General features: G+C 59.4%; 16 protein-coding genes. 8 read left to right on the top strand and 8 right to left on the bottom strand.

The genetic code is table 11. The features are described 5' to 3' along the window. Positions 1 to 15 precede the first annotated feature (15 nt). From ppx to NYR50_RS03915, 4 genes are read right to left on the bottom strand one after another with little or no spacing between them, the layout of a single operon-like run. Positions 16 to 1539 carry an exopolyphosphatase gene (gene ppx, locus NYR50_RS03930; protein WP_010971426.1) on the bottom strand — a complete coding sequence of 508 codons (1524 nt, stop codon included), beginning with the start codon at positions 1537 to 1539 and terminating at the stop codon, positions 16 to 18. Continuing rightward, entirely contained in the window at positions 1536 to 3839 is a 2304-nt protein-coding gene (locus NYR50_RS03925) for an RNA degradosome polyphosphate kinase (RefSeq protein ID WP_418136834.1), read from the bottom strand. Before NYR50_RS03925 ends, ppx begins: the two co-directional genes overlap by 4 nt. Beyond that, complete coding sequence (gene hdaA, locus NYR50_RS03920) at positions 3836 to 4564, bottom strand: DnaA regulatory inactivator HdaA (RefSeq protein WP_418136833.1); 729 nt, start codon at positions 4562 to 4564, stop codon at positions 3836 to 3838. Before hdaA ends, NYR50_RS03925 begins: the two co-directional genes overlap by 4 nt. Before the next feature lie 2 nt (positions 4565 to 4566). Continuing rightward, the gene (locus NYR50_RS03915; RefSeq protein ID WP_174008178.1) at positions 4567 to 5724 is read right to left on the bottom strand and encodes an AI-2E family transporter; all 1158 of its coding nucleotides are present in this window, start codon (positions 5722 to 5724) and stop codon (positions 4567 to 4569) included. Between the two features lie 283 nt (positions 5725 to 6007). Here NYR50_RS03915 and purM point away from each other — a divergent pair, with 283 nt between their 5' ends. The 3 genes from purM to NYR50_RS03900 all read left to right on the top strand — a co-directional run bounded on the left by purM (position 6008) and on the right by NYR50_RS03900 (position 8818). Beyond that, complete coding sequence (gene purM / locus NYR50_RS03910; RefSeq protein WP_269710546.1) at positions 6008 to 7081, top strand: phosphoribosylformylglycinamidine cyclo-ligase; 1074 nt, start codon at positions 6008 to 6010, stop codon at positions 7079 to 7081. Continuing rightward, a complete protein-coding gene (gene purN / locus NYR50_RS03905) occupies positions 7078 to 7752 on the top strand; it encodes a phosphoribosylglycinamide formyltransferase (RefSeq protein ID WP_418136832.1) in 675 nt (224 codons plus the stop codon). Before purM ends, purN begins: the two co-directional genes overlap by 4 nt. Before the next feature lie 130 nt (positions 7753 to 7882). Next, the gene (locus NYR50_RS03900; protein ID WP_418136831.1) at positions 7883 to 8818 is read left to right on the top strand and encodes an omptin family outer membrane protease; all 936 of its coding nucleotides are present in this window, start codon (positions 7883 to 7885) and stop codon (positions 8816 to 8818) included. Positions 8819 to 8973: 155 nt separating this feature from the next. Here the strand turns inward: NYR50_RS03900 and NYR50_RS03895 are convergent, their stop codons facing one another. Both NYR50_RS03895 and NYR50_RS03890 read right to left on the bottom strand, forming a co-directional pair. Continuing rightward, positions 8974 to 9603 carry an NUDIX domain-containing protein gene (locus NYR50_RS03895; RefSeq protein ID WP_418136830.1) on the bottom strand — a complete coding sequence of 210 codons (630 nt, stop codon included), beginning with the start codon at positions 9601 to 9603 and terminating at the stop codon, positions 8974 to 8976. Positions 9604 to 9661: 58 nt separating this feature from the next. Further along, the gene (locus NYR50_RS03890) at positions 9662 to 11884 is read right to left on the bottom strand and encodes a molybdopterin-containing oxidoreductase family protein (protein WP_418136829.1); all 2223 of its coding nucleotides are present in this window, start codon (positions 11882 to 11884) and stop codon (positions 9662 to 9664) included. 41 nt (positions 11885 to 11925) lie between these two features. Here NYR50_RS03890 and NYR50_RS03885 point away from each other — a divergent pair, with 41 nt between their 5' ends. After that, positions 11926 to 12789: a 23S rRNA (adenine(2030)-N(6))-methyltransferase RlmJ gene (locus NYR50_RS03885; RefSeq protein ID WP_418136828.1), complete on the top strand. Its 864-nt coding sequence runs from the start codon at positions 11926 to 11928 to the stop codon at positions 12787 to 12789. 4 nt (positions 12790 to 12793) lie between these two features. Here the strand turns inward: NYR50_RS03885 and NYR50_RS03880 are convergent, their stop codons facing one another. Beyond that, positions 12794 to 13741 carry a lysylphosphatidylglycerol synthase domain-containing protein gene (locus NYR50_RS03880; protein WP_174008171.1) on the bottom strand — a complete coding sequence of 316 codons (948 nt, stop codon included), beginning with the start codon at positions 13739 to 13741 and terminating at the stop codon, positions 12794 to 12796. A gap of 198 nt (positions 13742 to 13939) precedes the next feature. On the opposite strand from NYR50_RS03880, the gene NYR50_RS03875 reads away from it, so the two are divergent. Together NYR50_RS03875 and NYR50_RS03870 are read left to right on the top strand one after the other, a co-directional pair. Continuing rightward, positions 13940 to 14698 carry a ribonuclease T2 family protein gene (locus tag NYR50_RS03875; RefSeq protein ID WP_418136827.1) on the top strand — a complete coding sequence of 253 codons (759 nt, stop codon included), beginning with the start codon at positions 13940 to 13942 and terminating at the stop codon, positions 14696 to 14698. Between the two features lie 31 nt (positions 14699 to 14729). Further along, positions 14730 to 15326: a glutathione S-transferase gene (locus NYR50_RS03870; RefSeq protein ID WP_010971416.1), complete on the top strand. Its 597-nt coding sequence runs from the start codon at positions 14730 to 14732 to the stop codon at positions 15324 to 15326. Between the two features lie 116 nt (positions 15327 to 15442). Here NYR50_RS03870 and NYR50_RS03865 read toward each other — a convergent pair whose 3' ends face one another. Next, the gene (locus NYR50_RS03865) at positions 15443 to 16099 is read right to left on the bottom strand and encodes an outer membrane protein (RefSeq protein ID WP_006312871.1); all 657 of its coding nucleotides are present in this window, start codon (positions 16097 to 16099) and stop codon (positions 15443 to 15445) included. Positions 16100 to 16447: 348 nt separating this feature from the next. On the opposite strand from NYR50_RS03865, the gene NYR50_RS03860 reads away from it, so the two are divergent. Then, positions 16448 to 17236: an SDR family oxidoreductase gene (locus NYR50_RS03860; RefSeq protein ID WP_418136826.1), complete on the top strand. Its 789-nt coding sequence runs from the start codon at positions 16448 to 16450 to the stop codon at positions 17234 to 17236. After that, complete coding sequence (gene uvrC / locus NYR50_RS03855; protein WP_418136825.1) at positions 17233 to 19278, top strand: excinuclease ABC subunit UvrC; 2046 nt, start codon at positions 17233 to 17235, stop codon at positions 19276 to 19278. Before NYR50_RS03860 ends, uvrC begins: the two co-directional genes overlap by 4 nt. The last annotated feature ends 79 nt before the right edge of the window (positions 19279 to 19357 follow it).

Genomic DNA, 19357 nt, shown 5'->3' with positions numbered 1-19357 from the left:
GGGCATTGCCGTTCGTTACTCAAACACAAACGCCAGCCGCTTGCCCGTCAGCTTCGCCAGCTGTTGCAAACGGCCATCCAGCCGCTCGCCGGCGAAATCGCAATAATCATGCGGCACCACGAATTCCAGATCGATATCGGGGTTGTCGGATTTGCGGAATTTCAGGTGGTCAACGACACCAGGCATCGAGGCCGAGAAGAGGTAAACGACGCGCAGCAAGCCGCCCAGCAGCTTGCCGAGTTCCTGCAGGCGTTCGCCCGCCATGGCGGCGAGCGGTTCAGTCGTACCGTTATCGTTCAGGCCTTCGAAGCGATAATAATTGGCGAGCGCAATATAGGCGCGGCCGGGATGGGTGATCGCCACGAAAGACGAATGGGCGATGATGTTCAGCGCCTGCAGGCCGCGGTAATCCGGGTGCGCGCGCCAGCTGATATCGGCCAGCAGGCAGGCCGCCTGCCGGTAGCGGCTTTCTTCTTCCGTCTCGTCGATACCGAAGACAGGAAAGGTGCGACCGCTCCAATCCGCCAGTTCGCGCGCATGTTCGGGCGAACGGGCGCGCAAAATGGCAAGCTCATCCGCCGCGACCAGCAGCGGATCAGATTCGCGCTCGGCTTCCGTCAGCAGCGAATAAAGATAACCTTCACGCACGCCCTGCGCGGAGAAGGCGATCTTGGCCGGCTTCATCGCTCTCAGAACTTCACGCATGGCGATGGCGCCGAAGGGCAGCAGCGAACGGCGGTTCTTGGAGACCGCCTGCCAGGCCGGATCCTTGCTGTCCCGGGAGACGATAACCTCCTCCAGAAAATTCAGCATTTCTTCCAGCGGCAATTCATATCCCTGCATCATGTGCAGCGGATAGCCTGATATCTCCATATGCAACTTGGCGATGTTTCGCCATGTACCACCAACCGCATAAAAGGTGCGCCCCTCGCCGGCTGCCAGAAGCTTCGCGAAGGATTTAACGTGTTTTCTGGCGATGGTGGCCGCCTTTTCGAGCGAACCGTCCGATTGTTCCGACAGCCGAAGGCCACCGAGCGGCAGGGTGATGCCCTCGCCGCAGCTCTTGTCCTTGATGTCGATGAGTTCGAGTGAACCGCCGCCAAGGTCGCCGGCGATGCCATCGGGCTGATAAAAACCGCTGATCACGCCATAGGCCGAATAAAGCGCTTCCTTCTCGCCTGACAGCACCTCGATCTCGCAGCCGAGAATGGCTTCGGCCTCGCGGATGAAATCCGGGCCGTTTTCCGCCTCGCGCGCCGCCGCCGTGGCGAGCACATAAAGCTTCTGCGCCTGCGCCTGTTCGGAAAGCACATGGAAGCGCCTGAGCGCCATCAGCGCCCGGGTGACGCCTTCCTCATGCATGCGGCCCGTCAGCGCCAGTCCCTTGCCAAGGCCACACAGGACCTTTTCATTGAACAGCACCGCGGGCGCGCGGGAAAGACCTTCATATACGACAAGACGAACGGAGTTCGAACCAATATCTATGACGGAAACGGGGGCAAGGCCGGTCAGCCGCCCCTGTGCTTCTGATCGAGTCATTCAGCCTGTTTCTTGCGGGACGAAATCAACCCGGCAATCAATTTGGGCGCACTGGACTTCAAGGCTTCACCACGTCCGGAAAGGCTGGGATTAGTCATGAAATAGTGCTGCGCGTTGAACGGTTCTTCGCCTTTACGCACCTCGATGCGCCTCGACGTTCCGTCCGCAAGTATCTCGTAGCTCTGCTGGTTGTCAATGAGATTGCCCAGCATAATCTGTGAAAGAACCTGCTCGTGCACGGTGGGATTGGTGAGCGGCACCAGCGTTTCCACACGCCGATCAAGGTTGCGCGGCATCATGTCTGCCGAGCCGATATAGACCAGAGCCTTGTCGGATGGCAGGCCGAAACCATTGCCGAAGCAGAAGATGCGGCTGTGTTCCAGAAAGCGGCCGACGATGGATTTGACGCGGATATTATCCGACAGGCCCGCCACCTGCGGGCGCAGGCAGCAAATGCCACGGATCACCAGATCGATCTCCACGCCCGCCGCACTGGCGCGGTAAAGCGTATCGATGATTTCAGGGTCGACCAGCGAATTCATCTTCATCCAGATCGCCGCCGGCGCACCGCGCTTGGCGTGCTCTATCTCTTCATTGATGTGCTTCACGATGCGGGCGCGCAGCGTGTAAGGTGAAATGGCGAGCTTCATGCCCTCTTCCGGTTCGCCGTAACCCGTGATGAAGTTGAAGATATTCGCCATGTCATGGGCGATCTTCGGGTTGCAGGTGAAGAAGGACAGGTCGGTATAAATCTTCGCCGTGATCGGGTGATAGTTACCGGTGCCGAGGTGGCAATAGGTTCTGAGCTTGCCGTCTTCGCGGCGCACCACCATCGACATCTTGGCATGGGTCTTGAGTTCGATGAAGCCGAACACGACCTGCACACCGGCGCGCTCCAGATCGCGCGCCCAGCGAATATTCGCCTCTTCATCGAAACGCGCCTTCAACTCGACCAGCGCGGTCACGGATTTGCCGGCTTCCGCGGCATCGATCAGCGCACGAACGATCGGGCTGTCGTTGGAGGTGCGGTAAAGAGTCTGCTTGATGGCGAGCACTTCGGGGTCGCGCGCAGCCTGCAACAGGAACTGCACAACTACGTCGAAGCTTTCATAGGGGTGGTGAACCACCATGTCCTTTTCGCGGATGGCGGCGAGGCAATCGCCTGCATGTTCGCGCACGCGCTCCGGGAAACGGGCGTTGTAAGGCTCGAATTTCAGGTCGTCGCGCGGTGCGCGCACGATTTCCGAAATGGTATTGAGCGCGAGCAGGCCGGGCAGAACGGCAACGCGGTTATCCGGCACGCCAAGCTCATGCACCACGAACTGGCGCAGCAACGGCGGCATTTCGCTGTCGGTCTCGATGCGGATGACGGAACCACGGCGGCGGCGCTTCAGCGCGCTTTCGAAAAAGCGAACCAGATCTTCCGCCTCTTCCTCCACCTCGATATCACTGTCTCTGATGATGCGGAACGTGCCGAATCCCCGAACGGTATAGCCCGGATAAAGCCGGTGAATGAACAGGCCGACCACATCTTCGAGCGTGATGTAACGGATGGCGTTTTTTTCATCCGGCAAACGAACGAAGCGGTCGAGCGCCGTGGGGAGACGCAACAGCGCCGTCATCGGCTCGCGGCCGTTGACGCTGTCAAGCTGCAGGCCCATGGAGAAGCCGAGGTTCGGAATGAAGGGGAACGGGTGCGCAGGGTCGATGGAGAGCGGCGTCAGCACCGGGAAAATGCGTTCCTCGAATTCGGTACCCAGCCAGGTGCGATCCGCTTCGGAAAGTGCGGCAGGCCGCACGATGAAGATTTCTTCCTTGGCGAGATATTGCTGCAGGACGGCAAGCGAGGCCTGCTGCTCCATCTGCAGATTGTCGATCTCTTTCAGAATATCTTCCAGCTGCTCGGCCGGGGTCTTGCCGTCGGGTGTCCTGACGGTGATCTTCTGGCGCACCTGGCCTTCAAGGCCGGCAACGCGGACCATGAAGAATTCATCGAGATTGGCGGCCGAGATGGACAGGAAGCGCAGCCGCTCCAAAAGCGGGTGATCCGTGTTCAGCGTTTCCTCGAGAACGCGGCGGTTGAACTGCAGCCAGGAGAATTCGCGGTTGATGAAACGCGCCGGGCTGTCCCAGAGGTTCTCGCCCTCAGCGACCGGCTGAACCTTGTTGAAGTCTTCCTGCGCGATAGCGTCCATGCCCTGTTCCATCCCCTGACCGATTTCCGTGCCGTGATCCTGCTGCATCGCGTGATCGTCCTTCTTGCCCGTATAACAGTTTGACGACGGAACTGTGACAGTCAATCGCCGTCCGGCCCGTCCCCTGCCGCCGCATTGTCCATCGCGTTGAGGACTTCCGCCACCAGCGGGCGGGTGATCCTCGTTGCGCGCGAAAGCGCCAGGCGGTCGATCTGCTCCACGATTGTCTGCGCCGTGTCGAGCGAACGCTCCATCCTGTTGACGATGTAGCCTATGAGTTTGTCATCCATATAAAGCTGCCGGTCAGCAAAGAGTTTTACCAGCACCTGCGCCAGCAGCCCCTCGTCCGGCTCACCGGTTTCCACCACGGTGACGGCTTTCAGGCGGGAACGCAGGTCCGGCAACGTCACCGGCCATGCGGCGGGCCATTGCCGGCTGGTCATCAAAAGCGTCGTGCCGTGCTGGCGCACGCTGTTGATGACATGGAAAAGTTCCGTATCGTCGAAACCCCGCCGGTCGGCATCCTCGAAAAGAACCGGCCCCGTTTCAGCCGCACGCGCGGCATCCGCGCCCGCATGCGGGTGAATGTCGCGGGCATCACTGATGTTTTTCCAGATATTGGCGAGATGGGATTTTCCCGAACCCGGCGGCCCGGCCAGCACCACCACAGGCGACGGCCAGTTGGGCCATTCATCGACGAGGCTGACGGCAGCCGCAAGCGAGGCGGAAACGAGGAGATCCTCCCGGCCGGAAGCGGACTGGTGCGAAAATGCGAGCGGCAGCTGCTCGGCCTTCGACCGGGCGTTGTCGGTTTTGATTTGGTCAGTCATTGTCAGCTCTGAGAGTCAATCTTGCCAGCGGACGCTTCCCGTTCTTCCAGGGCAGGGTTGGCGTCCCAGGGAAGATTGGCGGCGTGCCCGTGGTACAGATCGCTTTCAAGATACCGCGACAATGCAAAGCGGACAAGCACGCCGACCGCAGCGGCAGCGGGAACCGCGACCAGAAGGCCGACGAAACCGAAAAGCGCACCGAATGCGAAGAGCGCGAACATCAGCCAGACCGGATGCAGGCCGACGCTTTTACCGACAAGCTTCGGTTGCAGGATGTTGCCTTCGATGAACTGGCCGGAAAAGAACACGACGAGCGTCAGGAAGACATAGATATAGTCCGGCCAGAACTGCACGATGGCGACGCCGACCGCGAGGATGAGGCCGACCATGGAGCCGATATAGGGAATGAAGCTGATGAGGCCGGAGAAAAGGCCGATCAGTAGACCAAAATTCAGGCCCACCAATGACAGGCCGACGGCATAATAAACCCCGAGAATGAGGCAGAGCGACCCCTGCCCGCGCACGAAGCCGGCAATCGTCTTGTCCATGTCGCGGGCAATCTGGCGGACGGTGTGCACGTAGTCACGCGGGATCCAGCTGTCGACCTTGTCGATCATCCGGTCCCAGTCGAGCAGCAGGTAAAAGGCAACGACGGGCGTGACGACCAGAAGCGACAGGACATCGACCAGCGATTTGCCGGAATTCCATATCTGCGTCAAAAGCGTGCCGATGAAACCGGCGCCCTCGGTCAGGAGCTTTGAAAAATTCTCCTTTACCGAGTTGATCTGGCCGCTCACCCAATCCGGCAGAAGATTGGTATCTGCACCGGCGATCAGCTGCTGCAACGACGAGATATATTGCGGGATGCGTGTGATGAATTCCGATGCCTGGGCGGCGATCAGCGGAATGATGATGATGAGCGACAGCGCAAAGATCAGCACGAAGGAAACGAGGATGACGACGGTCGCCATCAACCGGCTCAAGCCCCGCCGCTCCAACCAGTCGGCCACCGGATCGAGAAAATAGGCAAGCGCCATGCCCGCCACGAAAGGCAGCAGAATGGAGCTGAAAACCATCAGGAAGAGGACAAAGACGGCAAGCACGCCAATCCAGAAAAACACCTGCCGGCGCAGGCTCGTGCCGCTCACATGGGGTTGCATTCGTTCTTCCTTCTGTCGCCGATGCCGTCATCGCCCATCATGGAGATAGGATGTGCGTATGCATATGGTCAAGACTGCAGCATCAAAGCCATGGACGACTTGTCTATTGAAAGACGCCACGGGGCCGTTGCGGCCTGCCCCGCCGCAGGCTCAGCCATGGCGACACCCGGTCACCGCCGATGCCAAAGCCGTTAAAAACCGGAGCTTTTGCCACTCAAACCCTTGCATCAGGCCCCGTCCCGTGCGAATGGCGACGCCAAAGGAACCAGCGGAGACGAGAGCCATGAGCCAGTCGGGCAAGAACGGTCTTACCTATAGTGATGCAGGTGTGGATATCGACGCCGGCAACCTGATGGTCGAGAAGATCAAACCGGCGGTGCGCTCCACGCGGCGTCCCGGCGCGGATGGCGAAATCGGCGGCTTCGGCGGCCTGTTCGATCTGAAGGCCGCGGGTTTCACCGATCCGGTTCTGGTCGCCGCCAATGACGGCGTCGGCACCAAGCTGAAGATCGCCATCGACGCTGACTATCACGACACCGTCGGCATCGACCTCGTCGCCATGTGCGTCAACGACCTTGTCGTCCAGGGCGCAGAGCCGCTGTTCTTCCTCGATTATTTCGCCACCGGCAAGCTCGATCCCGACCAGGGTGCCGCCATCGTTTCCGGCATCGCCGCCGGTTGCCGCGAATCCGGCTGTGCGCTGATCGGCGGCGAAACCGCTGAAATGCCCGGCATGTATTCCGATGGCGATTACGATCTCGCCGGCTTTGCCGTCGGTGCAGCCGAACGCGGCCAGCTTCTGCCGGCCGGCGATATTGCCGAAGGCGACGTCATTCTCGGCCTCTCCTCTTCCGGCGTTCACTCCAACGGCTTTTCGCTGGTCCGCAAGATCGTATCGATCTCCGGTCTGGACTGGAGTGCTCCCGCACCCTTCGCTGACGGCAAGAAGCTCGGCGAAGCGCTGCTGACCCCGACCCGCATCTATGTGAAGCCGCTTCTGAAGGCGATCCGCGAAACCGGCGCGCTGAAGGCGCTGGCACATATTACCGGCGGTGGTTTCCCGGAAAACATTCCGCGCGTTCTGCCCAAGCATCTCGCCGCCGAGATCGATCTTGCCGCCATCAAGGTTCCGGCCGTCTTCTCCTGGCTCGCCAAGACCGGCGGCGTCGAAGCCCATGAAATGCTGCGCACCTTCAATTGCGGCGTCGGCATGATCGTCGTCGTTTCGGCTGAAAATGCTGCCAAGGTCACCGAGGCGCTCACGGCGGAAGGCGAGACCGTCTTCCCGCTCGGCCGCATGGTCGCCCGCGAAGACGGCGCGCACGGCACGATCTACAAGGGCACTCTCGGCCTATGATGAGCGCCGCCTTGTCGTCCGGTCGCAAACGTGTCGTCGTTTTCATCTCCGGCGGCGGCTCCAACATGGTGTCGCTGGCCAAGGCCTGTCAGGCGAAGGATTTTCCGGCCGAAATCGCCTGCGTGATTTCCGACAAGGCGTCCGCGGGCGGGCTGGAAAAAGCCCGTGACCTCGGCATTCCGACGCTGGTGTTCGAACGCAAAACCTATGGCAGCAAGGCCGAACATGAAGGCGCCATTCTGGCAGCGCTTGGCGAGATCGCGCCTGATATCATCTGCCTTGCCGGGTACATGCGGCTGATATCGGGGGATTTCATCGCCCCCTATGAGGGCCGGATCATCAATATCCACCCTTCCCTGCTGCCGCTTTTCCCCGGTCTTCACACCCATCAGCGCGCCATCGATAGCGGCATGAAGATTTCCGGCTGCACCGTGCATTTCGTCACCGAAGGCATGGATGAAGGCCCGACCATCGCGCAGGGCGCTGTTCCGGTGCTTTCCGGCGACACGGCCGATACGCTGGCGGCACGCATTCTGACCGTCGAGCACCACCTTTACCCGCTTGCGCTGAAACTTCTTGCGGATGGCAAAGTGCGAATGGAAGGTGGCAAGACTATATTTGCTTCCAGCGCGATTAAATCCGAACGTGAAAGCATAATATCCGCCTCATAATTTCTTAATTACTAAATTAAAAAACGAGTAATATTGTAATTTATTACGAATAAACCGATCATTTACCATAATCACCTTTAATGCCCGCAACGGCCCCCATTTCAGGCCCTCCGGTCATTCAGGAGCGATTATGCGATTTTCGAAATTTTCCCTGCCGCTTTCTGCGGTTTTGTTGATAGGCACGAGCCTCCCACTCGCCGCCGAACAAAGCGGCATTACTGCCTCACTGGATGTCGGCGTTCTTAACATTAAGGCAACGGAAAAATTCTATAGCGGCAGTCATAAAAACAGTCAGCTCGACTGGAAAACGACAAACGCGATGGCTCTGCGCGGATCGCTTGGATTTGAGCTTTCACCCGATTGGCGCATCAAAACGGAAGGTCGTATCGGCTTTGCAGGTGATGGCTTCATGACCGACTACGATTGGCTCAGCCCGTTTTACAGAGATACATCGAAGAATGGATGGAGCCACCGTTCAGAGCACGGCGACACGCGGCTGGACCACTACCTGACTGGAAGTATAGAATTAAACCGCACCCTGCTGGAGGACCCGCTGCAGCACCTCAGCGCCGGCGTCGGCTTTCGTTACACCGACGTGCAATGGTCCTCATATGGCGGAAACTACATCTACAGTTCCCGAGGTTTCCGCGATAATGTCGGTGAGTTCGGAAACAGCGAAAAAGCGATTACTTACAGACAGCAAATTCCGGTGTTTTACGGCAACCTGAGCGGTGGACGCAAATTCGGCAACTGGTCGCTGAATGCGGGTCTTGAAGGCGGCGCAATGGTCTATGCGAAAGCCACGGACGATCATTGGATGCGCTCGCTACGTTTTGCCGATAAGTTCGACATAGGCGGGATGTTCGGAGCGAAAGCGGGGATAGCCTATGACCTGACTGACAATGCCTCCCTCTATCTCGACGGCGCTTACGAATATACCAGTTTTTCTCGCGGCGATAAAACCGCTACGCCATTCGGAAGCTCAACCGGCCTCGTCTACAATAATGCGGGGGGCGGCGATATCCAGTCTCTTTTCGTAGGCGCCGGTGTCAAAGGCCGGTTTTGATAACAAGGTTAAGGGCGGGGACGAGTTGGTGGTTAAGCGCGAAGATGAGGTCGTAGCGTGTCTGGTCAAAGTCAGCACCCCTCAGACCCGCCCAAAGCTCATTGCCGCTATACGGGCCGAGCGCTCAGGGCGCTCAAACGTAACCGCGGATGAAATTACGCTCTGGAAAGAAGACGGTCGCGATTCAACATCGCCCATTGCAACAGAATGATCGTCTTGGAATCGGTAATTTCACCGGAGGCGATCATCGCGAAGGCCTCGTCGAGGCCATAGGTCAGAACCTCCAAATCCTCACCTTCGTTCTCCAGCCCGCCGCCGTCGCCGGCCTGCACGTCGAGGTCGATGCGGGCGACGAAGAGGCTGACCTTCTCCGTCAGCGTGCCGGGGCTCGCATACATGTCGAAGAGATACTCGACCTTTTCGACCGCGTAGCCTGATTCTTCCATCGCCTCACGGCGAATGGCATCGGCCGCACCGTCGTCATCGAGAAGCCCTGCCGGCACCTCGATCATAAAGCTTTGATCGCCGTTCACGAAAGCGGCGGGGCGGAACTGTCGCACCATCACCACGCTGTCGCGTTTCACGTCATAAAGAAGAATGGCGGCGGCGCTGCCATGGTCATGCACTTCCCGCACGATGCGCATCGTCCTGCCATCGGGCATGCGCTGGTCGAAAATGAGCTTCTGCATGTGCACGAAGCCCTTCCACACCGTTTCTTTTTCCACGAGCTGGATTCTGCCGGAATCGATGTCGGCTGGGAAGTTTTTCGCCTGCGTCTGTGTCACCGGATATGTCCTTGCCTGTCGTGGGATTGCTTCAGATCGTCTGTATGGCGGTGCCGTATCAAGCCTCGCCGGCCTCGTCGTCGCGGCGGAGCCATACTTTGTTGTCGTGGAAGGCAGCTCCCCCGTAAGGCGCAACGGCGTCGCCACCGGTCAGAACATTAATGCCCTCGCCGTCCAGATGCGCCCTGTTCGGCCACAGGCCCTCGGCAATCAGCACACCCGGCCTTGCGCCCTCCACGATCTTCGCATGGAGGCGCACTTCGCCGCGTGTATTGCCGATGCGGACGATATCGCCATCCATAATGTCGTTGCTGGCCGCATCCTCGGGACAGACCATCAATTCCGGACGGCCTTCCTTCTGCACGGAGGTTTTGGTTTCCGCGAAGGTTGAGTTCAGGAAGTTGCGCGCTGGCGAGGTCGCCAGCCGGAAGGGATGGTCCGCATCCGCAACCTCGATGACATCGACCTGATCCGGAAATTTCGGAAACTCCGATACCGGCCCCATGACGCCGATGTTCTTCGGCGGCTTGTTCGGAGACGGTCCGGTTGCCCAGTCGGGGCTGAAGCGGAATTTTCCGTCGCCATACCCAAAACCCTCGAGATAATGCGCCACCTCGAAAGGCGGCTGCGCATCGATCCATTTCTCTTCCGCCAACGTGTCGAAATCGCCCCAGCCGCTGACTTTGAGCATACGGTCGACATGCTCGCGGGCGGAGAGGCCGAAGCCGGGCATATGGTCGACACCGAGGCGCTTTGCCAGCTCCTCGATGACGAAGAGGTTGGTGCGCACCGTTTCCGGCGGCTCCACCAGTTTGGGGCCGAGCAGAATGTGGTTCTGGCCGCCGGCGCGATAGATATCGTCATGTTCGAGGAACATGGTGGCGGGCATCACGATATCGGCCACCTCGGCCGTTTCCGTCATGAACTGCTCATGCACCGCAACGAAGAGGTCGTCGCGCAGGAACCCCTGTTTCACCAGCCGCTGTTCAGGCGCGACATTAACGGGATTGGTGTTCTGGATGAGCAGCGCCGTCACCGGGCCGCCATGGCGCAGCGCTTCTGCGTCCCCCGTCAGCACGCGGCCTATCTGCGACTGGTCGAGTTGGCGAACTTCAGGGTCGGCGTAAGAGCTGCCCATCAGCTCCGCCTTGTTGAGTCGGAAGATATCGCCATTATTGTGGAAGGCCCCGCCGCCCTCATATTGCCAGGAGCCGAGAACCGTGGCGATGGAAAGCGCCGCATGCATCGCGACTGCGCCATTGCGCTGGCGGGCAAAACCGTAACCCAGCCGGAAGAACGTCTTTTTCGTGGTGCCGACAAGCCGCGCAAAAGCCTCGATCTCTTCCACGGAAAGACCGGTGATTTCGGATGCCCATTGTGGCGTCTTTGACTTCAGGTGGGCTTCGAGCCCCGCCGGATCATCGGCGAAGCGCGCCATGTAATCGCGATCGGCATAACCGTCGCGGAAGGCGATGTGCATGACGGCGCAGGCCAGTGCCGCATCCGTGCCGGGACGCAGGACGATGCGCATATCCGCCTGTTTCATGGTCGGATTGTCGTAGATATCGACCACGACGATCTTTGCGCCACGCTCCTTGCGGGCTTTCACCGCATGGGTCATGACGTTGACCTGGGTGGCCACCGCATTGGTGCCCCAGATGACGACGACATCGGCCTTGCCGATCTCGCGCGGATCGGGGCCGCGCAGCGCGCCGGTGCCCATCACATAGCCCGTCCAGGCCATGTTGGTGCAGATGGAGCCGAAGAAGCCGGAATATTTCTTGGCGTGGCGCAGACGTTCAATGGAGTCTCGCTGCACCTGCCCCATCGTGCCGGCGTAAAAATAGGGCCAGATGGCCTCGGCACCGTGCCGGGCTTCCGCCTTGACGAAAGCGTCGGCCACCTCGTCCAGCGCCGCTTCCCAGGAGATTTCCTGCCAGTCGCCCGCCCCTTTTGCGCCCTTGCGACGCTTCGGCGTCAGCAGGCGGCCGGGATGGTAGATGCGCTCGGAATAACGCGCCACCTTGGCGCAGATGACGCCGGCGGTATATGTATTGGCATTGGCGCCGCGCACACGGCCGATGCGGCCATCGGCATTGATATCGACCTCCAGCGCGCAGGCGCTCGGACAGTCATGCGGGCAGACCGTATGGCCAATACGGACTTCGGCCCTGGAGGCGGCTTTTTCAGCGGAAATCGGGGTCGCAACGTTCATCCCTTTTGTATATTGCATCAATGATGCGGCAAAAAGGCCGAAGTGACGTCCATCAAGAATATTCATCCTGACCATTCATCCCGGTAAACGGCAAGCGAGACATATCCATGAACTACCGCCACATCTATCACGCCGGCAATTTCGCGGATGTCCTCAAACATGCCGTTCTCGCCCGCCTCGTGCGTTATCTCCAGAACAAGGACAAGGCGTTTCGGGTGCTGGACACCCATGCCGGCATCGGGCTTTACGACCTCTCCTCGGAAGAGGCACAGAAAACCGGCGAATGGCAGACCGGCATCGGCAAGCTGATGGATGCCGATCTGCCCGCCCCCATCGCCGAATTGCTGGAGCCCTATCTTGCCGCCGTCAGGGAGCTTAACCCTGATGGCGGCATGCAATTTTATCCCGGCTCGCCGAAACTCGCGCGCATGCTGTTCCGTCCGCAGGACCGGCTTTCGGCCATGGAACTACATCCGGACGACGCACGCGCCCTGTCACGTCTGTTCGAGGGGGATTATCAGGTTCGCATCACCGAGCTGGATGGCTGGCTATCGCTCGGCGCGCATCTGCCGCCGAAGGAAAAGCGCGGCCTCATCCTCGTCGATCCGCCTTTCGAGCTTGAGAATGAATATCAGCGGCTGGCGGATGGTCTGAACAAGGCTTACCGGCGGTTTTCAACCGGCACCTATTGCCTTTGGTATCCGTTGAAAAAAGGCGCGCCGATCAGGGATTTCCATGAGCGGCTGCAATCCTTCGATATTCCGAAGATGCTGTGTGCGGAACTATCAGTCAAAAGCGACCGGCTCGAGGGCTTGAGCGGTTCGGGCCTCATCGTCGTCAACCCGCCCTATACGCTGAAGGACGAGCTACACACGCTGCTGCCCTTCCTGAAAACGGTGATGGCGCAGGACCGGTACGCATCGCACCGCGCCTTCTGGCTGCGCGGTGAGGAGAAGCCGGAAGAGGATTGAGGTTCTACCGCAACCCTTCCCGTTTCTGCGCCTGCGCAAGCTGTGATCGTTCAAAGAACAGGATCACGAACAGCGCCATGATGAAGGGTATGATGAGGTAGAATAGGCGAAACACCAGAAGTGCGGCAATGACATCAGCGGGGTTCATATCCGGCAGGCCGGTGACGAAGACCAGTTCCAGCACGCCGAGCCCGCCCGGCGCATGCGAGATGAGCGCGGCCGAAAAAGACACCAGGAAAATGCCGAGAATGACCATGTAACCGGGGTTCCCGGCCTCCGGCAGGGCAAAATAGATGATGCCAGCCGCGCCGATCAGCTCTATCGGGCCGATGACGAGCTGTTGCGCCACCAGCTTCGGCGCGGGGTAAGGCAGCATGAAAGAGCCGATTTTCAAGGGCTTCAGCCTGAGCAGACTGCCAAGGACATAAAGGCTGACGAAGAGAAGCAGCACAATGCCCGTCGTGGTGGAGGCTTCGACGGGCAGGATGCCGGTAAATCGTTCGGTGATGTCGGGCTCGTATAACAACACCAGACCGATCAGCATGATCGTCCCGATGAGGAAGGTGAAGGAGCAGAGGCCGACGAGGACGCCCACTTCCGCAACGCTCAGCCCCTTGGCCGTATAGGCCCTGTATCGCACCACGGCCCCTGAAAATACGGATGCCCCGACATTGTGGGACAGCGCATAGGTGGTGAATGAGGTGAGCGTGATGAAGAACCAGTTTACCTTGCGGCCAATATGTTGCAGCGCGATGCGGTCGTAACCGGCCAGCGCGGCATAGGCCAGCAAGGTTGCAAGGCCGGAACACAGCCAGTCCCGTACACGAATGGCTCTCAGGCTGTCCCAGAGATCATCGAGCGACAGGCCACGCAATTCGTGGAAGAGCAGCCAGGCGGAAAAACCGATCGTCGCGAAACCAACGAGGGGCCAGATGTATTTTTTGAATTTCATGCGGTCATGCCGCCTATTTCCCCCAACATCGCCCCAGCCCTGTTTCCGTCTTTCGCGGAAGATTCGGTAGAGTCTATTCGTTATGCGGCGAAGCTTTCAACCTTTTTGCCCGTTTGCCTCGTTCACAAATTTATGTAAGACCGGATCGTCGCCCGAAGGCGATATGGAGTGGTCCAGTTTCCGGGGAACATGCACGGAATGAAACGGTATGCAGGTTTCATCGCCTTGGGTCTTCTGTCGCTTGCAGCACTGTGGTTTGCGCAGGAAAAACCCGTTTCGAAAGGACCGGAAAACGACCGGCAGACGCCCGCTCAGCAGCAGCCCGCTGCACGCCCGCAACAGAATACAGCCCGGCAGAATGCGGACAATGCCCACCCCCCTCGCGGTACGGGTTTCGATTTCTACGTGCTCTCCCTGTCCTGGTCGCCAGCCTTCTGTGCCAGCTCCGAAGGTTCCGGCAACCGCCAACAATGCGGCAGCGACAGGCGTTACGGTTTCGTGGTGCACGGGCTGTGGCCGCAGAACGAAAACGGCTATCCCGAATTCTGCCAAAGCAGCGAGCCGGAGCGGGTTCCCGACGCGATCGGCCGCAGCATGTTCGACATCATGCCATCGATGGGCCTGATCGGCCACCAATGGCGCAAACACGGCGCCTGTTCCGGCCTGTCGCAGAAGGATTATTTTGCCGCGACACGGGCGGCGTTTCAGGCCATCCGGTTGCCGGGGAAAATTTCCTCCGGCGCGCAGACCAATACGCTCTCCGCCGATGCCATCGAAACCGCCTTCACCGACGCCAATCCGGGCCTGTCGAAACGCGCCGTCTCGATCAGTTGTGACGGCAGGCGCCTTGAGGAAGTGCGCATCTGCCTCAACAAGGACATGACCTTTCGCGATTGCCCTAAACTGGACCGCAAGGGCTGCCGCGCCAGCGCGACCGAGATCATCCCCATACGCTGATTACCCCATATCAACCCCATAGGACCCGACCATGGAACTGCTTTATTCGCCCGCCTCCCCCTACTCCGCCAAGGTGCGCATGGCCGCCCGCCATCTCGACATCGATGTCACCTCCGTGCGGGTCGACACCAATGCCGAGCCGGCCACGCTGATGGACAACAATCCGCTCGGCAAAATCCCGGTCCTGCTGCTGGACGAAGGCGGCTCTGTCTATGACAGCGTGACGATCATGCATTATCTCGACCGTCTTTCGGGCGGCAAGCTTTACCCCAAGAAGAACGGCAAGCGCACCGAAGCGGAAATCCTGGAAGCGCTGTGCGACGGCATCATGGATTGCCTGCTCGCCATCGTTTACGAACGGCGTTTCCGCCCGGAAGACAAGATCCACCAGCCGTGGATCGACAAGCAGTGGAGCAAGGTGGTCCGCGGGCTCGATCACCTCAACGCCAACCTGCCGAAAACCGGCAAGAAGCTGCATGGCGGCCATTTCGCCCTTGCGGCTATGATCGGCTATCTCGACCTGCGTTTTGCCGGTGAGTGGGCCGAGGGACGTGATGCGCTGGCAGCGTGGCCGGAAACCTTCGGCAAGCGTTTCGACGCCTATGCGGAAATGAAAGCCGCCGCCTAAACCCGCCGAACACAACGCCCGGTTCTTTCCGCCGGGCGTACCGGCGATGGCCAATCACAGAAACAAAAAAAGCCGGGGTGTAAACCCCGGCTTTTCCTTGACCGATCCGAGAAGGATCAGAACTTGACGCCGATACCGGCCTTGACCGAGTGGTCGTCAAAACCACGCGAGAAGGCGTCGTTGCCGAGCGTGTAGTCCTTCTTCTGGTAATCGCTGTAGCGATATTCCAGACGAGCGGTGATGTTGTCGGTCACCATGGCTTCAACACCGGCACCAACCGTGTAACCGAGAGCAGTGGCGCTGTCCTTGTTGACACCGTCACGAACCTTGTTGTCGGAGACAGCAAGACCGGCCGTACCATAGAGCAGGAACGGGTTCATGTCGTAACCGACGCGGCCACGTAGCGAGCCGTTGACGCCCTGCTTGCCTTCGACGGCGCGACCGGCAACCGTACCGGCGGAGCCCTTCTCGTCGCCCATGTTCACGTCTGCTTCAGCACCGTAAACGATCTGGCCGCTCTGCATGTTGTAACCACCATAGACGCCGCCACCGAAGCCCTTGGCGTCACGACCGTCATTGCTGGAGCTGAAACGACCCCAGTCATAGTTGACCGTACCACCGAGGTAGGCGCCGGACCAATCCTTGACCGCGGCGGGCTGGTCGTAGGCTACCGGTGCCTGCGGCACTTCATTTACGGCGTCGGCAGCGTAAGCAGCCGAAAAACCGGCGGCTGCCATGGTCGAAGCCATAAGGGTTGCTACGAAAATACGCATGTTATTCTCCTTTCAGGACCGCTCTGCACTCAAAACATTGTTTTCAGACGCGGTAAAATCGTCGGGTTAATTTGCCCCTCTGGAAACTGAACTTGATGGGAGAATGCGGAGATCAAAGAGCCAAAATGTGAATTGTTTGGGGCAGAGACGTGACTAGAATTAGACGTTGCCTAATTGCCACAAGGGTTTTATTAACCCTAACAGAAGCCTAACCAGCAATAGATCGCCTTTAAACTTAGTTATATTAAAATTAAACCGAAATTGCATTGTGAATAAAAAATCGTCCAATTCTTTTGGGGCTGAGTGACAGCTTGCGATTTGCATTTATATCCAGCAAATAGGGCATGTATGAGCAAATGCAGGTCCGCCGTGAAAGAACATATACCGAAGACAGTCTTGATAACGGGCGCCGCCCGCCGGCTCGGGCGGGCGATCGCCACCGATCTCGCCGCCCACGGCTTTGCGATCGCCGTCCATGCCAATGAATCCATGGCGCAGGCGGAGGAATTCGCTAACGAAATAAGGCAAAAGGGTGGCAGGGCCGCGGCCGTTCAGGCAGATCTGACACAATCTGCGCCCACCATGGCGCTTATCGAAAAGGCCGCCGCCGCGCTTGGCCCGATCGGCGTCGTCGTCAATAATGCATCGGTTTTTCTCGCAGATACCGCCGAAACGCCCGATCCGGCCGTTTTCGATGCCCATTTCGCGGTGCATGTGCGGGCCCCTTCCCTCATCGCCGCCGCCTTTGTCGAGCAACTGCCTGCGGAGAAATCCGGGCTGATCGTCAATATCATCGACCAGCGTGTGCTTGCGCTCACGCCGCGTTTTTATTCCTACACACTTTCGAAATCGGCGCTGTGGACCGCCACAAGGACCATGGCGCAGAGCTTTGCGCCGCGCGTGCGGGTCAATGCCATCGGGCCGGGTCCCACCTTCAAAAGCGAAAGACAGGCGCCCCAGGACTTTCAGGCGCAGATCGACGGCCTTATATTAAAGCGTGGTCCCGCGCCGGACGAGTTCGGCCGGACGATTCGCTTTCTTTATGATACGCCGTCGGTCACCGGACAAATGATCGCGCTCGACGGCGGCCAGCACCTTGGCTGGGAAACCCCTGACGTGGCGGAGATAAATGAATGAACGGAAAGAAGCTGCCTGATGGCGGTATTCTGTTCGATGAAACCGACGACGAAGACGACGATGCCAACCTTGCCGCAACAGATACGGCCGAGGCGTCGCGCAGCGTTGCCGGCATGGACTGGAATGCGGGCTGGAAGAACGAATCCGGCCTGAAGGGCATGGATCTTATCGGCGAATTCGTCAAACACCTGCCGAATTCGCCGGGTGTCTACCGCATGTTCAACGAGGCGGGCGACGTTCTTTACGTCGGCAAGGCCCGTTCGCTGAAGAAGCGTGTCGGTAACTACGCCCAGGGTCGCGTGCATTCCAACCGCATCGCCCAGATGGTGCGTTTCACCACCCATATGGAATTCGTCACCACCCGCACGGAGACTGAGGCGCTTCTCTTGGAAGCGAATCTCATCAAACGCTTACGGCCGCGCTTTAATGTGCTTTTGCGCGACGACAAGTCGTTTCCATATATCCTCATCACCGCGGATAATCGCGCGCCGGCGATCTTCAAACATCGCGGCGCCCGGGCGCGGAAAGGCGATTATTTCGGCCCCTTTGCCTCGGCCGGCGCCGTTGGCCGCACGATCAATTCGCTGCAACGCGCCTTCCTGATCCGCACCTGCACCGACAGCGTGTTCGAGACCCGCACCCGCCCCTGTCTTCTCTACCAGATCAAGCGCTGTTCTGGGCCCTGCACGCATGAGGTGAGCGACGAGGGCTATGCGGAACTCGTCAAGGAAGCCAAGGATTTCCTCTCCGGCAAGAGCCAGAGCGTCAAGACCGCGATCGCGCGGCAGATGAATGAGGCATCAGAGGATCTCGATTTCGAGCGCGCCGCGGTCTATCGCGACCGGCTGGCGGCGCTCTCGCACGTCCAGAGCCATCAGGGCATCAATCCCGCCGGCATCGAGGAAGCGGATGTCTTTGCCATCCACCATGAAGGCGGTATTTCCTGTATTCAGGTATTCTTTTTCCGCACCGGCCAGAACTGGGGTAACCGCGCCTATTTCCCGAAGGCCGATCCATCCTTGCCCGGCTCGGAAATCCTCAACGCCTTCCTCGCGCAGTTCTACGACGACAAGCCGGTGCCGAAGCAGATCCTGCTTTCCGAAACGGTGGAAGAACAGGAGCTGCTGGCCGCAGCACTTGGCGAAAAGGCGGGGCACAAGGTAACGATCAGCGTGCCGCAGCGTGGGGAGAAAAAGGACATTACCGACCATGTTCTGGCCAATGCCCGCGAGGCGCATGGCCGCAAGCTGGCGGAAACCTCGTCTCAGGCGCGACTGCTGAAAGGTTTTGCGGAGACCTTCGGCCTTTCCACCGTGCCGCGACGCATCGAGATTTACGACAACTCGCACATCATGGGCACTAATGCCGTGGGCGGCATGGTGGTGGCGGGGCCGGAAGGCTTTGTCAAAAACCAGTATCGCAAGTTCAACATCAAATCGACCGACATCACCCCCGGCGACGACTTCGGCATGATGCGCGAGGTGATGACCCGTCGCTTCTCGCGCCTGCTGAAGGAAGAGGGCAAGCCTGATCGCACGCAGACGCCGACACCAGAAGAAGCCGCCGACCTGCCCTTCCCCGCCTGGCCGGATGTGATCCTGATCGACGGCGGCCAGGGGCAGATGACCGCGGTGCGGGCAATTCTCGACGAACTCGGCATTCGCGACTGCGTGACGGCCATCGGCGTGGCGAAGGGTGTGGACCGCGAGGCAGGGCGCGAGCGCTTCTTCGCGGATGGCCGCAGCGACTTTTCCCTGCCGCCGCGCGATCCCGTGCTTTATTTCATCCAGCGTATGCGCGACGAGGCCCACCGCTTCGCCATCGGCTCTCACCGGGCGCGACGCAAGAAGGAAATGGTGCGCAATCCGCTGGATGAAATCTCAGGGATAGGTCCGGGGCGCAAGCGTTCCCTGTTGCAGCATTTCGGCACGGCCAAGGCGGTTTCCCGTGCCGGCCTCAACGATCTTATGACGGTTACCGGCATTTCCGAGACGGTGGCGCGGCAAATTTACAATCACTTCCACGAGAGCGGCAGCGATTGACGCAGAACGGTAAGACCGATCTGCTAAAAAACCATAATAACGTGTTGACCCTATGCGTCAGGGACGGCATCAAGGCAGC

The organism is Agrobacterium sp. El2ro-1b (assembly GCF_048298475.1).
Taxonomy (GTDB): domain Bacteria; phylum Pseudomonadota; class Alphaproteobacteria; order Rhizobiales; family Rhizobiaceae; genus Agrobacterium; species Agrobacterium fabrum.
Note: the sequence above shows the minus strand (reverse complement) of the source record. Positions and strands in the feature narration are given on the sequence as shown.

What these genes read in the sequence shown, in the direction of transcription:
- ppx (WP_010971426.1), bottom strand. Translation starts at nt 1,539, where the DNA reads ATGACTCGATCAGAAGCACAGGGGCGGCTGACCGGCCTTGCCCCCGTT.
- hdaA (WP_418136833.1), bottom strand. Translation starts at nt 4,564, where the DNA reads ATGACTGACCAAATCAAAACCGACAACGCCCGGTCGAAGGCCGAGCAG.
- NYR50_RS03915 (WP_174008178.1), bottom strand. Translation starts at nt 5,724, where the DNA reads ATGCAACCCCATGTGAGCGGCACGAGCCTGCGCCGGCAGGTGTTTTTC.
- purM (WP_269710546.1), top strand. Translation starts at nt 6,008, where the DNA reads ATGAGCCAGTCGGGCAAGAACGGTCTTACCTATAGTGATGCAGGTGTG.
- purN (WP_418136832.1), top strand. Translation starts at nt 7,078, where the DNA reads ATGATGAGCGCCGCCTTGTCGTCCGGTCGCAAACGTGTCGTCGTTTTC.
- NYR50_RS03900 (WP_418136831.1), top strand. Translation starts at nt 7,883, where the DNA reads ATGCGATTTTCGAAATTTTCCCTGCCGCTTTCTGCGGTTTTGTTGATA.
- NYR50_RS03890 (WP_418136829.1), bottom strand. Translation starts at nt 11,884, where the DNA reads ATGAATATTCTTGATGGACGTCACTTCGGCCTTTTTGCCGCATCATTG.
- NYR50_RS03885 (WP_418136828.1), top strand. Translation starts at nt 11,926, where the DNA reads ATGAACTACCGCCACATCTATCACGCCGGCAATTTCGCGGATGTCCTC.
- NYR50_RS03880 (WP_174008171.1), bottom strand. Translation starts at nt 13,741, where the DNA reads ATGAAATTCAAAAAATACATCTGGCCCCTCGTTGGTTTCGCGACGATC.
- NYR50_RS03875 (WP_418136827.1), top strand. Translation starts at nt 13,940, where the DNA reads ATGAAACGGTATGCAGGTTTCATCGCCTTGGGTCTTCTGTCGCTTGCA.
- NYR50_RS03870 (WP_010971416.1), top strand. Translation starts at nt 14,730, where the DNA reads ATGGAACTGCTTTATTCGCCCGCCTCCCCCTACTCCGCCAAGGTGCGC.
- NYR50_RS03865 (WP_006312871.1), bottom strand. Translation starts at nt 16,099, where the DNA reads ATGCGTATTTTCGTAGCAACCCTTATGGCTTCGACCATGGCAGCCGCC.
- NYR50_RS03860 (WP_418136826.1), top strand. Translation starts at nt 16,448, where the DNA reads ATGAGCAAATGCAGGTCCGCCGTGAAAGAACATATACCGAAGACAGTC.
- uvrC (WP_418136825.1), top strand. Translation starts at nt 17,233, where the DNA reads ATGAACGGAAAGAAGCTGCCTGATGGCGGTATTCTGTTCGATGAAACC.